This window comes from Hahella sp. HNIBRBA332, assembly GCF_030719035.1.
Lineage (GTDB): Bacteria > Pseudomonadota > Gammaproteobacteria > Pseudomonadales > Oleiphilaceae > Hahella.
Window position 1 is genome coordinate 4,449,630 of record NZ_CP132203.1, and the last position, 15,866, is coordinate 4,465,495.

A 15,866-nucleotide genomic window follows, 5' to 3' on the forward strand; every position below is an offset into this window, starting at 1 on the left:
ATCGGCCTGCGCCAGTGTGGACATTTTCCGTTGCGGAGACAGTTTGATTATAGATGTTTCACGCCGGGGTTATTGGCCTGAGACGACAGCAGACTATCGTGATTGAGCAACCCTGGATGAGGGAAGCCCGCGGCAGGGCGCGCTACCCCTGCCGCTCCATCACAATATCCTGACTCGCCGTCCAGTCCGCAACCGAGCCTCCACCCAGGGCCACCGCCATCAGGTCAGGGAACTGGTCTGGCGTACAGGCGAAGGTGGGAACGTCCAGACTGGCGAACTGTTGCGCCAGACGTTTGTCGAAATAAGGCGCGCCGTCATCATTGAGGGCAAGCAAAGTAATAACGTTAACGCCCGCGTGCTTCAGCTCCGCCACACGCTGCACCAGTTGCTTCTGGTCGCCGCCTTCATACAGGTCCGTAATCAGAATGAACGAGGTGTCCTGCGGCTTAGTGATTTGCTGCTGGCAATAGGTGACTGCTTTGTTGATATCCGTGCCGCCGCCCAGCTGCACGCCGAATAAGACATCCACCGGGTCCTGCAGCTTTTCCGTCAGATCCACCACGGCTGTGTCAAACACCACCAACTGGGTTTTCAACGCAGGAATGGACGCCATCACCGCCGCAAAAATACTGGCGTATATGACACTCGACGCCATGGAGCCGGATTGGTCCACACACAGCATTACCTCCTTGAGCGCACTGGGCTGTTTACGGCCATATCCGATCAAGCGTTCCGGCACGATGGTGCGATACTCCGGCTGATAGTGCTTGAGGTTCGCCCGAATGGTGCGCGCCCAATCGATATCAGCGTGACGCGGGCGCTGCTTGCGCATGGCGCGATTGAGACTGCCGCGGATAGCTTGCTCCGTGCTGCTTTGCAACTTGCGCATCAACTCTTCGACAATTTTGCGCACCACTTGCCGTGCGGTTTCTTTGGACCGTTCTGGAATCAGATGCCCTAGCGACATCAGATTGGCCACCAGATGGATATCCGGCTGCACCGCTTCCAGCATCTCCGGCTCCAGCAGCATGCGCTCCAGGTTCAGGCGCTCGAAAGCGTCTTTCTGCATTACCTGTACGACGGAGCTGGGAAAACGCTCGCGAATATCTCCCAGCCAGCGCGCCACTTTCGGCGCAGAAGAGGATAAATCCGCGCCGCGCTCGCCGTCAGAGCCGTACAACGCGTTCAATATCTGATCCAGTTGCATATCCTCAGCGCTCATCGACGAATTGTCCTGATTATCGCCGCCGAGCAACAGCCGCCAGCGTCTTTCACGTTCGGAAAGCAGAGTCATGTGGATGAGGTCTCCGTATCGTTATTGGCGCCGAGGCCAAGCATGGTTTCCAGCATGGGCAGCATGGCGTTCACCCGGCTGTAGTCAAAATCAGGATCTGCAGTCACCCCGGCGACGGTCGCCGTGGTGGAGCGGGACTTGCGTCGCAGGTTGGCCCGCTCGCCGTCGGCGAAGCTGGAGAAAGTCCGGCGCAACAACGGCAGCAACAGCATGAAGCGTTCTTCCGGCAAGGCGCATAAGTACCCATCCAGCACTGTCCACAAGCGGTCATCGTGAATCAGTAATAATCCGGAGCCTTCCAGCAGTCCTTCAATCCAGGCCGCTGCGTGAGCAGGTTCTTCCGCCGCAGACAGCGCGAAGGACAATGCATTCGCGGCGTCTTCGCCGCTGATCTGATCCGCTCCCAGCAGCAAGCGATAACAGCGCCCCAGAATTACGCCGTTCACCTCGGATTGCCGCGCCAGACGGGAAAGTTCCCGCCACCACTCAGCAAGTCGCTCAGCATCCGCATAGAGCTTGAGAGCATCCGTGACGTCCGCGATCAATTTGGCGTGCGCCTTGGCGGCGTCCTCATCCACATTGCGGCACTGATACACCAGTCCGATATTGATGCGGGCGCAAAAGCCTTCGATAACATGATGCAATATAGAGGTATCCGCGCCACGTACATCGCCATAACGCACGATGTTCACCAGTCGTGGCAGCGCCGCCATCAGCTGGTCCACATCATTGACTGTCGCCGCCTGCTGTTGCAGAAAGATAATCGCATCCTGTATGGCGTCTGGCAGATCCGCCAGCAGCAGTCGATCCACCCAGGCGGTGATATCGCTTAGCTTGCTGGCGTTGCGCAGCTGCTCCAGAGCGTATCCCATGGCGGCGGTAGCGATGTTGTTGCCCCACAGACTCTGTTCGATCAGATTGAGTTCAAACTCCGGCTGCCATTGCAGACGCCAGATTTCCTTGAAGGTGCCCTTGCCGCTGCGATCGCTCACCAGACGCGCCCATTTCACACCTAGCAAGTTGAGCCGATGGAATAAAGCGGAGCGCAGCTTGCCGTTGTCTTTACGCAAGTCCAGCTCAAGATCTTCCTCGACTGTCGAAACCTTCAGACGCAAGGATTTCTGCTGCGCCTGCAAGTCCGCCTGCAGCGGCGTCTTAGGCAAATTTTCCGGCACGGTTCCAATGCGGTCGCCGACCAGAAGTTTACGTTGCAGCAAGGCCAAGGGAGCGGCGTCGCCGAAGCAGAACAAGGTCTGGATGGTTTCATTCATCTCATCCAGACTGGGCTGCGGTTTCTCCCGCAACGCCGCCAGCGTATCCGCCATGCGCACCGCTTCAATGACGCTGGAAGGCGCCACATCAAAACCCTGCTCCCGCAACTCCCGCGCTGCTCTCGTCAGCCAAGAAACGGAAATACCGTCGCGGACAGGCGCACTGTTCTCACCCTCACGTACGGCATAGCGCCAGATATGCTCATACCAGCCAGGAGCGTCCACTCCAGCGCCATAACCGCTGCGGTAACTGATGCGATCATAGGTCCAGGGTATCCAGGTAGCGCTCAATTTAATCTTGGGTAAGCCTTTGATCAGCGCATTGTCGTCTTTGATCGCGACTTTTTGCACCAGCGCCGGCACGTGCCAGGCGCCGCATATCACAGCAATGCGTTGATAGCCTTCTTTTTCCGCCTTGCGCACCATAGAACGCATCCAGGCTTCGCGACGCGCTTCCCGGTCACTGAGCTTCTGGGCGGAGGCTTCCGCGCGCAACGCGCCCATAGCGTCCGCAATCGCTGCGAACACCTCTGCGCCCTGGCTGTGTTGCTCAACCACATGCTCCCACCAGCGTTCGCCATCGGAAAAGCCCGCAGCCACAGCCAGCGCGTCGAGAGGATCGCCACAGAGGGTCAATGAGTCAATGCTTGGCTCACTATCTTGTTCAGAGCCGGCGTTCTCGTCTGTCGACTCTTCTGCCGCTGGCGCATCAGTTTCCGCCTCATTCTGGCTCTCAGGACGTTCACCTGGCGCCGCTGCGCTCTGCTCCTGCGCTATCATCTCCTGTTCTGCGACTTCCGTAGCGGCCGCGGCTTCCAGTCGGGCTTGTCGCGCCAACGCCAGACTGTGCGTTTGCGGCAAATCTATGAAACGCAACGGCAGGTTGTTATGACGGGCAAAGTGCATCGCCTGCCATTCCGGTGAAAACTCGGTGAACGGGTAAAATACGCTGTCACGGTAGTCATCGCCGGCGTATATCAATTGCGCCACTGGCGGTTGCAACTGCTCGCTGTGCAGATGCTCCAGCAATGGCTCCGCTTCCTGGGGCCCTTCCACCAATAGAATATCCGGCTGGAAATCCGCCAACGCCTTCAACATGCTGGCGGTGGAGCCAGGTCCATGATGGCGAATGCCGAGGTATAAAATCTTGTCGTTGATAAGCATGCTTCGCTTGTCGCCCTTTGTTGACGCGCGCCGTTAAGCCATCATTGCTGCGCCGCCGCAAATAGCGGCGCCTGCGGCAGACGCGCGTTCGTCAGACCCGATGTTTCAGCTCAGTTCGCGACAGGCGCGATACACGTCTTTCCAACCGTCGCGCTCTTTCACCACCGTCTCCAGGTATTCACGCCAAACCACCGCGTCCTGCACAGGATCTTTCACCACTGCGCCAATCAGACCCGACGCAAGATCCGAAGCCGATAACTTCCCGTCGCCAAAGTGATGAGCCAGACTGAGACCGCTATTCATAACGGAAATGGCTTCAGCGGTGCTGAGCGTAGCGCTGGGGGATTTCAGCTTCTCTTTGCCATCCAGGGTTTTGCCTTCACGCAGTTCGCGGAAAATCGTCACCACACGCTGGATTTCCGCAATAGCGTTAACCTCCACCGGCAACTCCAGGGCGCGCCCCATATCGCTGACGCGCTTGGAGACAATGTTCACTTCTTCTTCAATGGTGGCGGGCGTAGGCAGAATCACCGTATTGAAGCGACGCTTGAGTGCGCTGGACAGCTCGTTGACGCCACGGTCGCGGTTATTGGCGGTGGCGATAACGTTAAAACCGCGTACCGCCTGTACTTCATCATTCAGCTCGGCAATGGGCAGGTGTTTTTCCGACAGCACGGTGATCAGCGTATCCTGAACGTCAGATGGAATCCGCGTCAGTTCTTCGATCCGGCAGATTTTGCCCTGCGACATGGCGCGCATCAGCGGCGACTCCACCAATGCATCCCGACTGGGACCGTGAGCCAGCAGTTGCGCGTAGTTCCAACCGTAGCGCATGGCTTCTTCACTGGTGCCGGCAGTGCCTTGCACCACCATGGTGGAATCTCCCGACACCGCCGCCGCCAAGTGCTCGGACACCCAGGATTTCGCCGTACCGGGCACGCCATACAACAACAGAGCGCGGTCGGTAGTCAGCGTCGCCACGGCGATTTCCATCAGTCTGCGGGAGCCGATGTACTTGGGCGTCACTTCAAAGCCGTTATCCAGCTTGCCCCCCATCAAATAAGTGCAGACCGCCCAAGGGGACAGCGCCCAGTTAGCAGGACGCTGACGCTTGTCCACTTCACGCAATGCCTCCAGTTCCTGCTGGAACAGTTGCTCTGCGTGCTGTCTTAAAATGGCTTGTTCGGTCATGACTGTAGCTCCTTATGGAAATCAACGCGGTTCTTGTACACCGCCAGCAAAGGGTTGGTTCGATCGTCTTGCAATGGCTCCAGCAGGGAGCGAATTTTTTCGTAAGACGTCAACGAAAATTGGTAAGCCAGTTGGTCAATCGTCTGGTGAGCGTCGTAGTACCAGCTTTCACCTTCGAGGATCTTGGCGCGAAGCATCTCCGCAATCGCTTCGGATAATTTTGGCGTAAGACGGGAGAAGGCTTTGAGTTGATACAGCACCGGCAACCAGAACTGGCTGTCTTTCTTCATCGCCGCCTGCAGCGCCGGCAATAGAAGAGGCTCTATCTTTTCAGCAGCGAAACCGGCGGCCAGTCCGCCCAGATATTCCGTACGCTCCACTTCGGACAGCGCAGGAAACAAAACCTCAAAATAGGTTACGTCGCCGTGCAACATAGCGCCTTCGGACAATGCCTGTAGCGCGGCTTCTGCGTAATCGCTGCGGCGATACAAATCAATGGCCTGCTCCAAGGACGTTTGCAGAATCTCGGCGCTGATGCGCGGGGGCAGCAAAGCCAGCACTTGATAAAACCAGCCCGCCCGTTTGCCCACTTTGGTGCGATTAGGCAAATGCGTCAGGTCTTCTTTGACGCCCCATTTCTCCCAGGATTTATCAAAGTCTTTGGGCGGCTCGATGTTCAGCTGGGATTTTTTCAGCAAAGCCTTCTTTAACTGCAAAGAACTGGCGAGCCACTCCCGTAACGGCGTCAACACGGACGCATCGCCCAACTGAGCCAAGTAGCGGGTCGCCTGATATCGCACCGGCAAGCTGCGATCATCGGCGCAGGCGGCCAGAAATTCAGCGTCGTTGGGATTCAGACCGACTTTCATCACTTCCAGTAACGCGGCGCGCTCCTTGGCGGGCTCGTCTTTCCAGATCGCGCTCAATTGATTCAGCGCTGCAGCTGGGTCCGCTTCACGCAGACGACGAAACGCGTCCACTCGGGCCACGCCGCTGAGGTGAGCCAGTTCCTCCGACGCAGGAGCGTCGCTGCGCAGCGCTTCCCACTTGGGGTTGAGTCCGCACAACCAGCGCCCGCGGGCGCCCATGACGTGGCGCAGACTGACCTGCAATCGGGGCTGATTGAGCGCTGCGTCAAACAAATCCGCCAACGCAGCCGGCGGCGACACACGTCCGGCGTCCGCCAGCGCCGTCAAATACTCCGCTAACAAACGCGAGTCTTTCGTGCGCAAAGCGGCGCGCAGTAATTCTTCCGCGCGTTCGCTGCACTGTTCGACGTTTTCATACTCAGCTGGCTTCAGCGCCAGAGCGCGTTGGTGAGACTGTCCCAGCAGACGCGTGAAGTTGAACATAACGGCGGCCTTCAGCAATCGGCGCTCCGCCGGCTCCTCAGCCATTTTATCCAGCGCCGCGCCCAACTCCGCCGATGGCGCAGTCCAGGGCGCGTCCTGGGCGTCGCAGCCCAATATCAGCCGCTTAACGCTATCGTTCCATTCCTGCATGATGATTCTCGACCTGCATGATGATTTCTGAATAGATCCGACGGCTCAGGCGCCGCTTAAGCAGCGAGCGCCTGACGTGAGGTGACATCGAAATACTGATGTTCGGCCCATACGCCGAGAGGATTGAAACGGTCTCCGCACCACTCGCCCACCACACGCACAGGGTGGCCGCCACTGACGGCGAGCAGTTTCCAAAGATCCCCTGCGCGTTCGGCCAGCGGGACGGCTTTACCGTCAGCGTCCACCAGCCAGAATGCGTCATCCTGCCGCCAGGGAACCACCGCGTCGACGATAAAGGGGTAAGGACCAACCCAGGGATTCCGCGCAAGCAATTGTTCATACTGCTTGAACATCGCGTCCAAACTCATCCCAGCGGGCGTCGTATGTGTATCGCCAGCGTGCTCTGGAGACAGCGAAGCGGCGTCCGCGAATATCGCCCGCAATGGCGAGCCGGAGGGATAGAAATGGGCTTTGCCCCGAATCAGCTGGCCGCCGCGCCACCCCATCACGAGACTTGCGCGTTGCGTTTCATGGGCGAAATTAACCACCTTCGCCATGCGTCCGCTCTCCAGTCCCACCAGATGAATCACCTGCATCACCAGTCGCTCCTCCTGAGTCTGACTGTGCGACAGCGCCAACCAGATGTCTTCTACCGGAGGCGTCGCCAGCAGCTCATCCTGGCTCCATGGCCAGCCTATTTGCGTACGAATGTCCGCCTGCAGATCTTCCGCCAACTGATCCATTCTGCCATAGGCGTTTAACAGCAGGTACAAACGGCTCAGCGCCGCCGCCAGCTCTGACATACGGTCGCCGGTAATAGCCAAAGAGGCCATTTGGCGTACGTGATTGGCCAGTCCCGGCGCCTGCGCGTCCACCATGCGCGACTCCAGATTTTTCCAGTACTGGTAGTTCTTGCTCTGCAAGTCCGCTAGCCCGGTGCGGGCCACATCTTCGGCCCAGAGCGTGAGTTCTTCCACGCCACGGCTGACTTTTTGCTCGCGCTGTTCTTTCCGCTTTTCCTGCGCGGCGGCGTCAACCGGCTTCTTGTTCTGGGCCCGCTCGACTTTTTTCTGCTCCCGGTCGGCGCGGCTATCCAGCCATTCGGCGACCCAGTCCGGCGCCTCATTCAGACGAGTGAAGCCATTTTGTTGCTGGGCGTACAGTAGAAACAGCGCGAGTCCGTGCTTACAAGGAAATTTCCGGCTCGGACAAGAGCATTTAAATGCGGGACCGGCCAGGTCGATACGGGACAGATAAGGTTTCGAACCGCTTCCCTGACAGTGCCCCCAGATGGCGTCATCGTTATATTCCAATAACGGCCATTTGCTTGTGCTGGTGAGTTTCTGTGCGGCTTTGACTGAGGCGCTATCCGGCGCCATGGCGATAATTTGTTCTTGATTCCAGGACACGAATTACAACTTTCCAGTATGGGTGGTTGATTAGTGACGAGCGGCGGCTTATTTAAAACAGAATCGGCGGTAATTGTATAGGGCCGTCATTCATAATTCATATTTGCGCTTGGCAGGCAAAGGTTGGTTAGAATAAGTTCGCCTGTGAACGCACAAAAAACATAACTTCGTTCCAACATGCAGCTCCAAGACGCGCCATGATTATTCGAGACAGTCAGATTTCCGCCGCCTATCTCCGCGGCCTGGTGGATTATCTCATTCTAAAACGACAGAATACGTCTTTGTTTCTAAAGCCTTTCCAGATTTCCGAAGCGGCCATTGGCGAGCCGCAGCAACGTGCGCCGACTCGACTATTCGGCGCTATGCTGGAAGCCGCCGGAGCGCTGCTGGATGACGCAAACATCGGACTGCATGTCGGCGAACAGATCAAGCCTGGCCAATATGGCGTGCTCGGACTCAGCGTCATGAACTGCAAAACGCTGCGGGAGGCGATCATAAGGCATGAGCGCTACGAACGTCTGGTGTGCGACATCGGCCACACCACTTACCGCCCCTCGGGCGATGAAGTGATTCTAAGCTGGGACAGTTGTTCGCCGGACTTGTCGCGCCATATCGCGGAAGAAAATATCGCCAGTTGGACCACATTCGCCCGTTGGATAACCGGCGCGGACGTTTCGCCAACGCTCATCCGTTTTCAACATTCGCGTCCTCAGGATATACAGGAGCACGAGCGCATTTTCCGTTGCCCTCTGCAATTTTCCTGCGACAACATTGAAGTCCGCTTTCCCGCCGCCTATTTGGACCTGCCCTTACGTCAACATGACCCCACTATGCTGGCGCTGCTGGATGAATACGCCGACCGCCTGCTGTTGCAACTCAACCCGGAGGCGGATTTCAGCGATAGAGTGAAAGCGGCGCTGACGGATCTGCTGCAGGCCGGCGATATCAGCCTGAAAAAGACGGCGCAGACGTTGAAGCTGTCTGAAAGAGCGCTGCAGCGTCGGCTGCAGGAAGAAGGACGCAGTTATCAGCAGATATTGGACGATACCCGCCGGGAGTTGGCGCTAAGGCAAATCGGCGATAAGCGCCTGGATCTGTCGGAAATCACTTTCTTTCTTGGGTTCGCAGATCAGAGTGCGTTTCAGCGGGCGTTCAAACGCTGGACCGGGCGTACGCCGGGGCAATATCGCCGCGAGCTTGAACCTGCGGGCTAATGATTCGTTAACGGCTAATGATAACTGATGCGGTGCGCATCCAGACGCACGTCCTTGACCCAACGCCCCAGTGTGTCGACTTCACCGTTATAGCGCTCCTCACCAGTAGAAGAGAACTCGAACGTATAGGTTCGCGCCAGGCGCATCGCGCCCCGCGCATCCCGTCGCAGACTCAGCTTTCGCAAGGCCACGCTGCCGTCGAGAAATTGTAAATCCAGTTCCTGACATTGACGCCTCGCGGCGTCAAGAGCGATCTCCCGAACTTTTAGCGCCTCCCACCATCCCCACAGCGCGATGGCGCAAAGCGTCAGCCAGAACAGGTCGATCAATTGCAGATTCATAGGGTGTCCATCTTTACTATGGAGATAGTTTTCATCATAACGATTTTGTCATGGCGGACGCCAACCGCCCGCAGCGCATCTGATAATTTTCACGTAGTTGAAGTAACGGCTCAGATAACTTTTTTGGGGCGAGTCAGGCGTACGTCAAGTGCATCAACAAATATTCGCCTGTCGGCATATCCACGCCGCGTTCAATTTCGCGCCAGCCCCGATGGCGATAAAAGGCCACTGCCAGCTCATTTTTGACGGCGACCTTCAGCCGCAACGGCGACGCATAACGCCGACGGCAGAACTCCAACAGCGCCGTACCGACGCCTCTATTTTTATAGGGCTTGTCGACGTACAGATTGTGAATGAAACTCTCCGGCTTCCAGATAGAGACGAACCCCACCGCCACGCCCTCGTGATCAGCGACATACACCTCTTCGTCCCGAACGCTGCCCAAAAAGTCATGAATCGAAAACATATCAGCTTCAATCCAGTAAAACGTCTCCTTGCGCGACTCAAAAAATATCCTGCTCAAATCAGGCGTATCCGCCGCCGTTGCAGCGCGGATGACCAGCTCATTCAGCTTCATCTGATACCAATCACTCAGTCCTTTTCCAAACCGACAACATGGTTCCAGAGCCAACGATCGAATGCAATGTTGGATTGCTCACGCTCACCCGCGCTCCAGTTTCGCCGCCGGATTACTCGCAACCCGTTCTATTCAAAGCATATCCTTCGACATTTGAGATAACGGCGCTGACATTAATAATATTTTTAATAATTTATTCATTGACAATCAGAATCAAAACTATAGACTCGTGGAAAGGTAGAAAGAAAGCCTCTAGTTTTATTTAACACTCCGCTCGATGTTTTAGTCATAATCTTCGTCCTGTAGTTTTAAATTCCAGTCTTGTTTTTCCACTTTAAATCGCCCGCAAGGCAAATTTTTATTCATTTATTTCAGGAGATTTTTATGTCCGATACAGTTAAAGGCACTGTTAAATGGTTCAACGAAACTAAAGGTTTTGGTTTCATTCAACAAGAATCCGGCCCAGACGTTTTCGCTCATTTCAGCGCAATCACTGGCAACGGATTCAAAACCCTGACGGAAGGTCAGCAGGTTGAGTTCACTGTCGCCAAAGGTCCAAAAGGTCCGCAGGCTGAGAACATTGTTTGCTTATAAGCAGCAATAATCGGAGCTATCAAAAATATTCTTTTTGTTAGCCCTTTTTCTCAATGTGAGACTGGGGCGGATATATCGCCGCCCCGGCCGCATGAGTTTAAACTAAATTTGTTCCGCTTTTATCCGCTAAAAGCCACTCGGCCTTTCGCCATCGCCTTCCACGAACATATCTTTATAAGCGCCCGTCGCTTATTTCTTAATAAATTAAAGCATTACCAGCCAATATATCTTGTCGAGTTTTATCTGAACTACACTGAAGCCTTCCTTCATATATTATCCAGAGCAAGTTATCGGCTGTCTTTTCCAAAGAGGAAACACCATGAGCACAGCCTCAATAACTGCAATTAGCGCGCAAGACGCGCAAAAATACGATAATCCGATCCCCAACCGCGAGTTCATTCTCAATGTACTCAGTCAGCAAGGCGGACGTCTCAACCGTGAACAATTGGCTGAACGCCTCAAGCTGAGCAGCGATCAGGACCTGGAAGCGCTACGACGTCGCCTGCGCGCAATGGAGCGTGACGGTCAAATCATGTTCGATCGCGGGGATTACACGCCGATCAATTCGAGCGAACTGATTTGCGGTCGTGTCATCGGCCGCCGGGAAGGACATGGTTTTCTGGCCCGGGACGAAGGAGGCGATGACCTGGTTCTGGGCAAAAGCCAAATGCGCAAAGCGATGGACGGCGATCGCGTGCAGGTTCGCATCAGCGGCGTCGATCACCGTGGCCGCCAAGAAGCTCAGATCGTGAACGTATTGGAGCGTAACACCACGCAATTGGTGGGCCGCCTGAAAAACGAATCCGGCGTCTACACTCTGGTTCCCGATAACGATCGCATCTGCAACGAAATCATCATCACGCCAGAAAGCATCGGCGACGCGGCTGACGGTCAGTATGTGGTGGTAAATATCGCCAAATACGCCAGAAACCGCTCGCCGATGCTGACGGAAGTAGTTGAGGTGCTTGGCGACGCCATGGCGCCCGGGATGGAAATCGATGTTGCGATCCGTAATCACGACATCCCTTTTATCTGGCCCAATGACGCCGTTCAGGCGGCGAAACAACTGGGGGCAGCGGTCTCTGACGAAGATAAACTGCACCGGTATGACCTGCGCAGCGTTCCTCTGGTCACCATCGATGGCGAAGACTCCATGGACTTCGACGATGCGCTTTTCTGTCAGCCGCGCAGCAATGGCGGATGGCGTTTATTTGTCGCCATCGCGGACGTCTCTCACTATGTGACGCCAGGCAGCCCGTTGGATAGGGAAGCCCAGAAGCGTGGAACATCTGTCTACTTCCCCGGTCGCGTGGAGCCCATGTTGCCGGAGGCGCTGTCCAACGGACTCTGCTCTCTGAACCCGAATGTGGATCGTCTGGCCATGGTCTGCGAAATGTTCATCGACTCTGCTGGCAATCTCGGCAAGTTCCAGTTCTACGAAGGGATCATGCGTTCTCATGCCCGCCTGACCTATACAGAAGTCGGCGCGTTGCTGGAGCAACCGGAATCCAGACTTGGTCAGCAGGTCCAACAGCGCTACCGCGATCTGGTTCCGCACCTGCAGGCGTTGCATCAGTTGTATGGCGCGCTGCGGCAGGCTCGCAGCAAACGCGGCGCTATTGACTTTGAAACTACAGAAAGCAAGTTTCAATTCGACGCCCAGCGTAAGATCCGCCGCATTGACCCCGTCGTGCGCAATGACGCTCACAAGCTGGTGGAAGAGTGCATGCTGTGCGCCAATGTGGCGACGGCGCGCTTCCTGCAGAAGCTCAAGCTTCCCGCACTGTATCGGGTTCACCAGGGACCTCTGCAGAAAAAGCTGGAAAGCCTGCGTGCGTTCCTCGGGGAATTGGGATTGTCTCTGGGTGGCGGCAAGCAGCCGACGGCCACGCACTATCGCCGCCTTTTGAACAGCATCAGCGAGCGTCCTGACGCGGACGTCATACAATCCATTATGCTGAGATCGCTTAGCCAGGCAGCGTACAGTCCGGATAACCAAGGGCATTTCGGACTGGCTTACAGCGCTTACGCCCATTTCACATCGCCGATCCGGCGTTATCCTGATCTTCTGACGCACCGCGCAATTCGTTCGGTGATCAGGGGGGATGAAAGCGGCGGCAAGCTAAAGCGCGCATTAAAGTCGATCACCGGATTGGGCGTGGATCCCGTTCGCCGCGTCGACAGCGCCGCCTCTTTATCGCCGTCGCAAAGTTATCCTTACAACCTGGAGGAGATGCTGAAGCTGGGTGAGCAATGTTCTCTCGCATCCCGCCGGGCGGATATGGCCAGTTGGGATGTGGAAGCCTGGCTGAAGTGCGAATACATGCAGGATCGCATTGGCGACACATTCGCCGGCACAATCTGCGGAGTAACCAACTTCGGCCTGTTCGTGGAGCTGAAAGGCGTCATGGTTGAGGGCTTGATCCACGTCTCTGCGCTAGAGGGCGACTATTATCAATTCGACGCCGCCAAGCAGCGCCTGACTGGCGAACGCAGTAAAAAAAGCTACGGACTTGGAGACGCGATTCAGGTAAGAGTCGTTCGCGTTGATCTGGAACAACGCAAAATCGAACTTGAAATGGATGGCCGCGGGCAAGCGCCTGGTAACGGCAAGAACGCCTCCGGCAGCAGGCGACGCACGAATGACAAGACGCCCGGCCGACGCCCAGGAAAGCCGAAATCCGCCAGTCGCTACGGGAAAAAGAAATCTGCAGTGGGAGAAAGCGTCCACTAAACCCAGGTTAATTACTTACTGCAGCGTTCAGGATAGGCTTAGGGAAAACTAATTGAAGAAGGATAAATTCAATGACTTTGACCGAAATCGCCAACGCCTATTTTACCGACCTGGACGTTAACCCGAGTCGTCCAGCCCTGGAACTGATCCGCGATATGCAGAGCCGGCATATCGCCAAATACAGCTTCAATAATCTGGCGGTGGCGTTGTCCCAGGACATCCAGATAGACAGTGAATCTGTGTTCAACAAAATCGTACGGCAGGGCTTCGGCGGTTATTGCTTCGAGCACAACAAACTGACCTTTGACGCCCTTTCCGCACTGGGTTTGAATGTCCGCATCCTGCTGGCCCGCGTGGTCTATAACTCCGACAACGACGTTCCCCGCACCCACCGCATCACCTTGCTCACGCTGAATGACGATCAGTTCATCGTCGATACCGGCTTTGGACACTTCGGCGCGCGTTTCCCTATCAAGCTTGAAGAAGGCCAGGAACAGGACCTGGGAGACGCCGTCTATCGCATCGTCAAAAATGCGCGGGGAGATTACTGCTACCAGATTCTGAAAGAAGGCGAGTTTTTCACTCTCTACACTTTTGATCTGGGGCGCTATACCGAAGCGGACTGCCTGACAGGACATTTCTACTCCCACAAGCACCCCAACGCCGCTTTCCTGCACAATCTGGTGGTATGCCGGAAGTACTTCAACGACGTGCAGTCTCTGCGAAATGGCGAGCTGCATCGCATGCGCCAGGGTGAAACCACCATTGAACCGGTCGCCGACGTCGAGACGCTGCATCGCCATCTGACGCAGACATTTGAGTTGAGCGTTGACGCCGCCGTTTCGGAATTTCTGTTCAATAAATTTATCGCAGAAAAGTCCGCTTAAACGCGGACGCCCCTCGCGCAGCGCGCGAACCTCTCGTTTTTACCCTGATTTTATTCATTAAAGTGGATTCGACTTATGCACGCGCTCACGAAAGACACGCTGACGCTGTTGCTGTGGGTGGCGCTGATGGCGTCCTCCTTTGTGGTATCAGCCGACTTGCCTCAATACGCCAGCCCCATCGCCGGTACGGAGCTACGCTTTATTCTGGCGACACTGCTGCTGGCGCCGTTGACGCTGACCCGTTACGCCTTGTTCAGCGACCTCGGTCTGCTCATGCGCTATGGCCTGATCAGCCTGTTTCTGGTGCTGTTCTTTATCGGATTGTTTGAAGCGCTGAAGACCACCACTGCGCTGAATACTTCCGTGATCTATACCCTGGTTCCGTTGATGAGCGTGGCGATCAGCCGTTTGCTTCTGGGCGCCGGCGTCAACGGCGTTATGTTATGCGGATTCGTCATCGGCGCCGGCGGCGCGCTCTGGGTTTTGCTCGCCACCCATGGAAACAGTGCGGAAACGCTCGCCTGGAACGATGGCGATGCGCTTTTCCTGCTCGCCTGCGCCAGCCTTGCACTGCACGTCACTCTGGTTAAGAAGTGGGGCTCCAATACCCCCCCCATTCAGGGCGCGTTTTACATCATGCTGATGGGCGCAATCCTGATGGCGCCGGTTATGATTGTCGCAGGCGATATTGAGCAGGTCGCCTGGGGCGAGTTCGATTTCTGGCGCGTGTTGTTGTACCTGACCCTGTTCGCCACGATCGCCACCTTCTACCTGCAGCAGCATCTGGTGCAGAAAGTCGGTCCTAACCGCTTGCTGGCGTTCAGTTATCTGATCCCCACATTCGTCGCCATCGGACAGGGTTTCATGCAAGGGCCAGGGCTGTGGTACAGTCTGCCCGGCGTAGCCCTGACGCTGCTCGCCCTGCTGCTGATCTCCGGCGTCTGGTCGCCAGCGGCGCGTAAGGCATATGTTGGCGACGCACCGGCAAATTGATGTAGAGGCGAGAGGGCACGATGAATCAGCGGGAAATCGAACAGAGTTTCCTGAATTTTCTAAAGCAATCATTTCACTTGATAGACGCCGCCAACCTGGCGGACTTGGATCTACAAGGCGAAGTGCGTTGCTACCGCAAGGGCGACCTGCTGATTCAGCAAGGACGACCCGCGCCCAAACTGTTCTATTTCGCCAAAGGCTTCGCCCGTTACATCTGCATCTCCCCTGAAGGCAAGGAGTTTACTCAGTCTTTCGCCTGCTCGCCCAATATCGCCGGCTCCACTCGCGCCATGGTGCGCAACGCGCCGGCGTTATTCAGCATAGAGGCGCTGGGCGACATACTTTGTCTGGAGTTCGACTGGAGCCATTTCAGCCAAAGCCTGCAACGTCATCCCGGGCTGCTCGCCACCTACACCAAAATGCTGGAAGCCCTGTTCATTGGCAAAGAAGAACGTATCTATGGCTTTGTGCAACTGACGGCGGAGCAACGCTACCTCAACTTCCTGGAACAAAATCCTCAACTGAGCGACAAAATTCCCCTGCAATACATCGCCTCCTACATCGGCATCACCCCCGTGGCGCTTAGCCGCATCCGCAAGAAACTGCGCCTAGACTAAACCCCGACTACCCGCCGGTGAATTGGTAGACAATAGGGATGGCGGAAGGGCGAACAGGTGGACGGCTCGAATTTGAAA

General features: G+C 56.1%; 13 protein-coding genes. 6 read left to right on the top strand and 7 right to left on the bottom strand.

All coding sequences use genetic code 11. The features are described from left to right. Window positions 1-142 precede the first annotated feature (142 nt). From O5O45_RS19705 to O5O45_RS19725, 5 genes are all read right to left on the bottom strand, one after another. Window positions 143-1,294, bottom strand: a complete 1,152-nt coding sequence (locus O5O45_RS19705; RefSeq protein WP_305901061.1) for a VWA domain-containing protein — start codon at window positions 1,292-1,294, stop codon at window positions 143-145. Then, a complete protein-coding gene (locus O5O45_RS19710; protein WP_305901062.1) occupies window positions 1,291-3,729 on the bottom strand; it encodes a DUF5682 family protein in 2,439 nt (812 codons plus the stop codon). Before O5O45_RS19710 ends, O5O45_RS19705 begins: the two co-directional genes overlap by 4 nt. Window positions 3,730-3,834: 105 nt before the next feature. Then, window positions 3,835-4,920 (bottom strand): ATP-binding protein, encoded by a 1,086-nt coding sequence (locus tag O5O45_RS19715; RefSeq protein ID WP_305901063.1) that lies wholly within the window; start codon window positions 4,918-4,920, stop codon window positions 3,835-3,837. Further along, window positions 4,917-6,422, bottom strand: a complete 1,506-nt coding sequence (locus O5O45_RS19720) for a DUF5691 domain-containing protein (RefSeq protein WP_305901064.1) — start codon at window positions 6,420-6,422, stop codon at window positions 4,917-4,919. Before O5O45_RS19720 ends, O5O45_RS19715 begins: the two co-directional genes overlap by 4 nt. 56 nt (window positions 6,423-6,478) lie before the next feature. Further along, a complete protein-coding gene (locus tag O5O45_RS19725) occupies window positions 6,479-7,831 on the bottom strand; it encodes an SWIM zinc finger family protein (RefSeq protein ID WP_305901065.1) in 1,353 nt (450 codons plus the stop codon). A 197-nt stretch (window positions 7,832-8,028) separates the two neighbouring features. On the opposite strand from O5O45_RS19725, the gene O5O45_RS19730 reads away from it, so the two are divergent. After that, a complete protein-coding gene (locus O5O45_RS19730) occupies window positions 8,029-9,045 on the top strand; it encodes an AraC family transcriptional regulator (protein ID WP_305901066.1) in 1,017 nt (338 codons plus the stop codon). A 14-nt stretch (window positions 9,046-9,059) separates the two neighbouring features. On the opposite strand, the gene O5O45_RS19735 is transcribed toward O5O45_RS19730, so the two are convergent. Both O5O45_RS19735 and O5O45_RS19740 read right to left on the bottom strand, forming a co-directional pair. Beyond that, window positions 9,060-9,386 (bottom strand): DUF3301 domain-containing protein, encoded by a 327-nt coding sequence (locus O5O45_RS19735; protein WP_305901067.1) that lies wholly within the window; start codon window positions 9,384-9,386, stop codon window positions 9,060-9,062. Window positions 9,387-9,519: 133 nt separating this feature from the next. Beyond that, window positions 9,520-9,963 (bottom strand): GNAT family N-acetyltransferase, encoded by a 444-nt coding sequence (locus O5O45_RS19740; protein ID WP_305901068.1) that lies wholly within the window; start codon window positions 9,961-9,963, stop codon window positions 9,520-9,522. 384 nt (window positions 9,964-10,347) lie between these two features. Here O5O45_RS19740 and O5O45_RS19745 point away from each other — a divergent pair, with 384 nt between their 5' ends. The 5 genes from O5O45_RS19745 to O5O45_RS19765 all read left to right on the top strand — a co-directional run bounded on the left by O5O45_RS19745 (window position 10,348) and on the right by O5O45_RS19765 (window position 15,788). Further along, window positions 10,348-10,557 carry a cold-shock protein gene (locus O5O45_RS19745; RefSeq protein ID WP_127973179.1) on the top strand — a complete coding sequence of 70 codons (210 nt, stop codon included), beginning with the start codon at window positions 10,348-10,350 and terminating at the stop codon, window positions 10,555-10,557. Window positions 10,558-10,876: 319 nt separating this feature from the next. Beyond that, entirely contained in the window at window positions 10,877-13,291 is a 2,415-nt protein-coding gene (rnr, locus tag O5O45_RS19750; protein WP_305901069.1) for a ribonuclease R, read from the top strand. A gap of 71 nt (window positions 13,292-13,362) precedes the next feature. After that, on the top strand, window positions 13,363-14,178 hold the full coding sequence (locus tag O5O45_RS19755) for an arylamine N-acetyltransferase family protein (RefSeq protein WP_305901070.1): 816 nt from the start codon (window positions 13,363-13,365) through the stop codon (window positions 14,176-14,178). 75 nt (window positions 14,179-14,253) lie between these two features. Next, the gene (locus O5O45_RS19760) at window positions 14,254-15,171 is read left to right on the top strand and encodes a DMT family transporter (RefSeq protein WP_305901071.1); all 918 of its coding nucleotides are present in this window, start codon (window positions 14,254-14,256) and stop codon (window positions 15,169-15,171) included. A 20-nt stretch (window positions 15,172-15,191) separates the two neighbouring features. Beyond that, on the top strand, window positions 15,192-15,788 hold the full coding sequence (locus O5O45_RS19765) for a Crp/Fnr family transcriptional regulator (protein ID WP_305901072.1): 597 nt from the start codon (window positions 15,192-15,194) through the stop codon (window positions 15,786-15,788). Window positions 15,789-15,866: the final 78 nt, after the last annotated feature.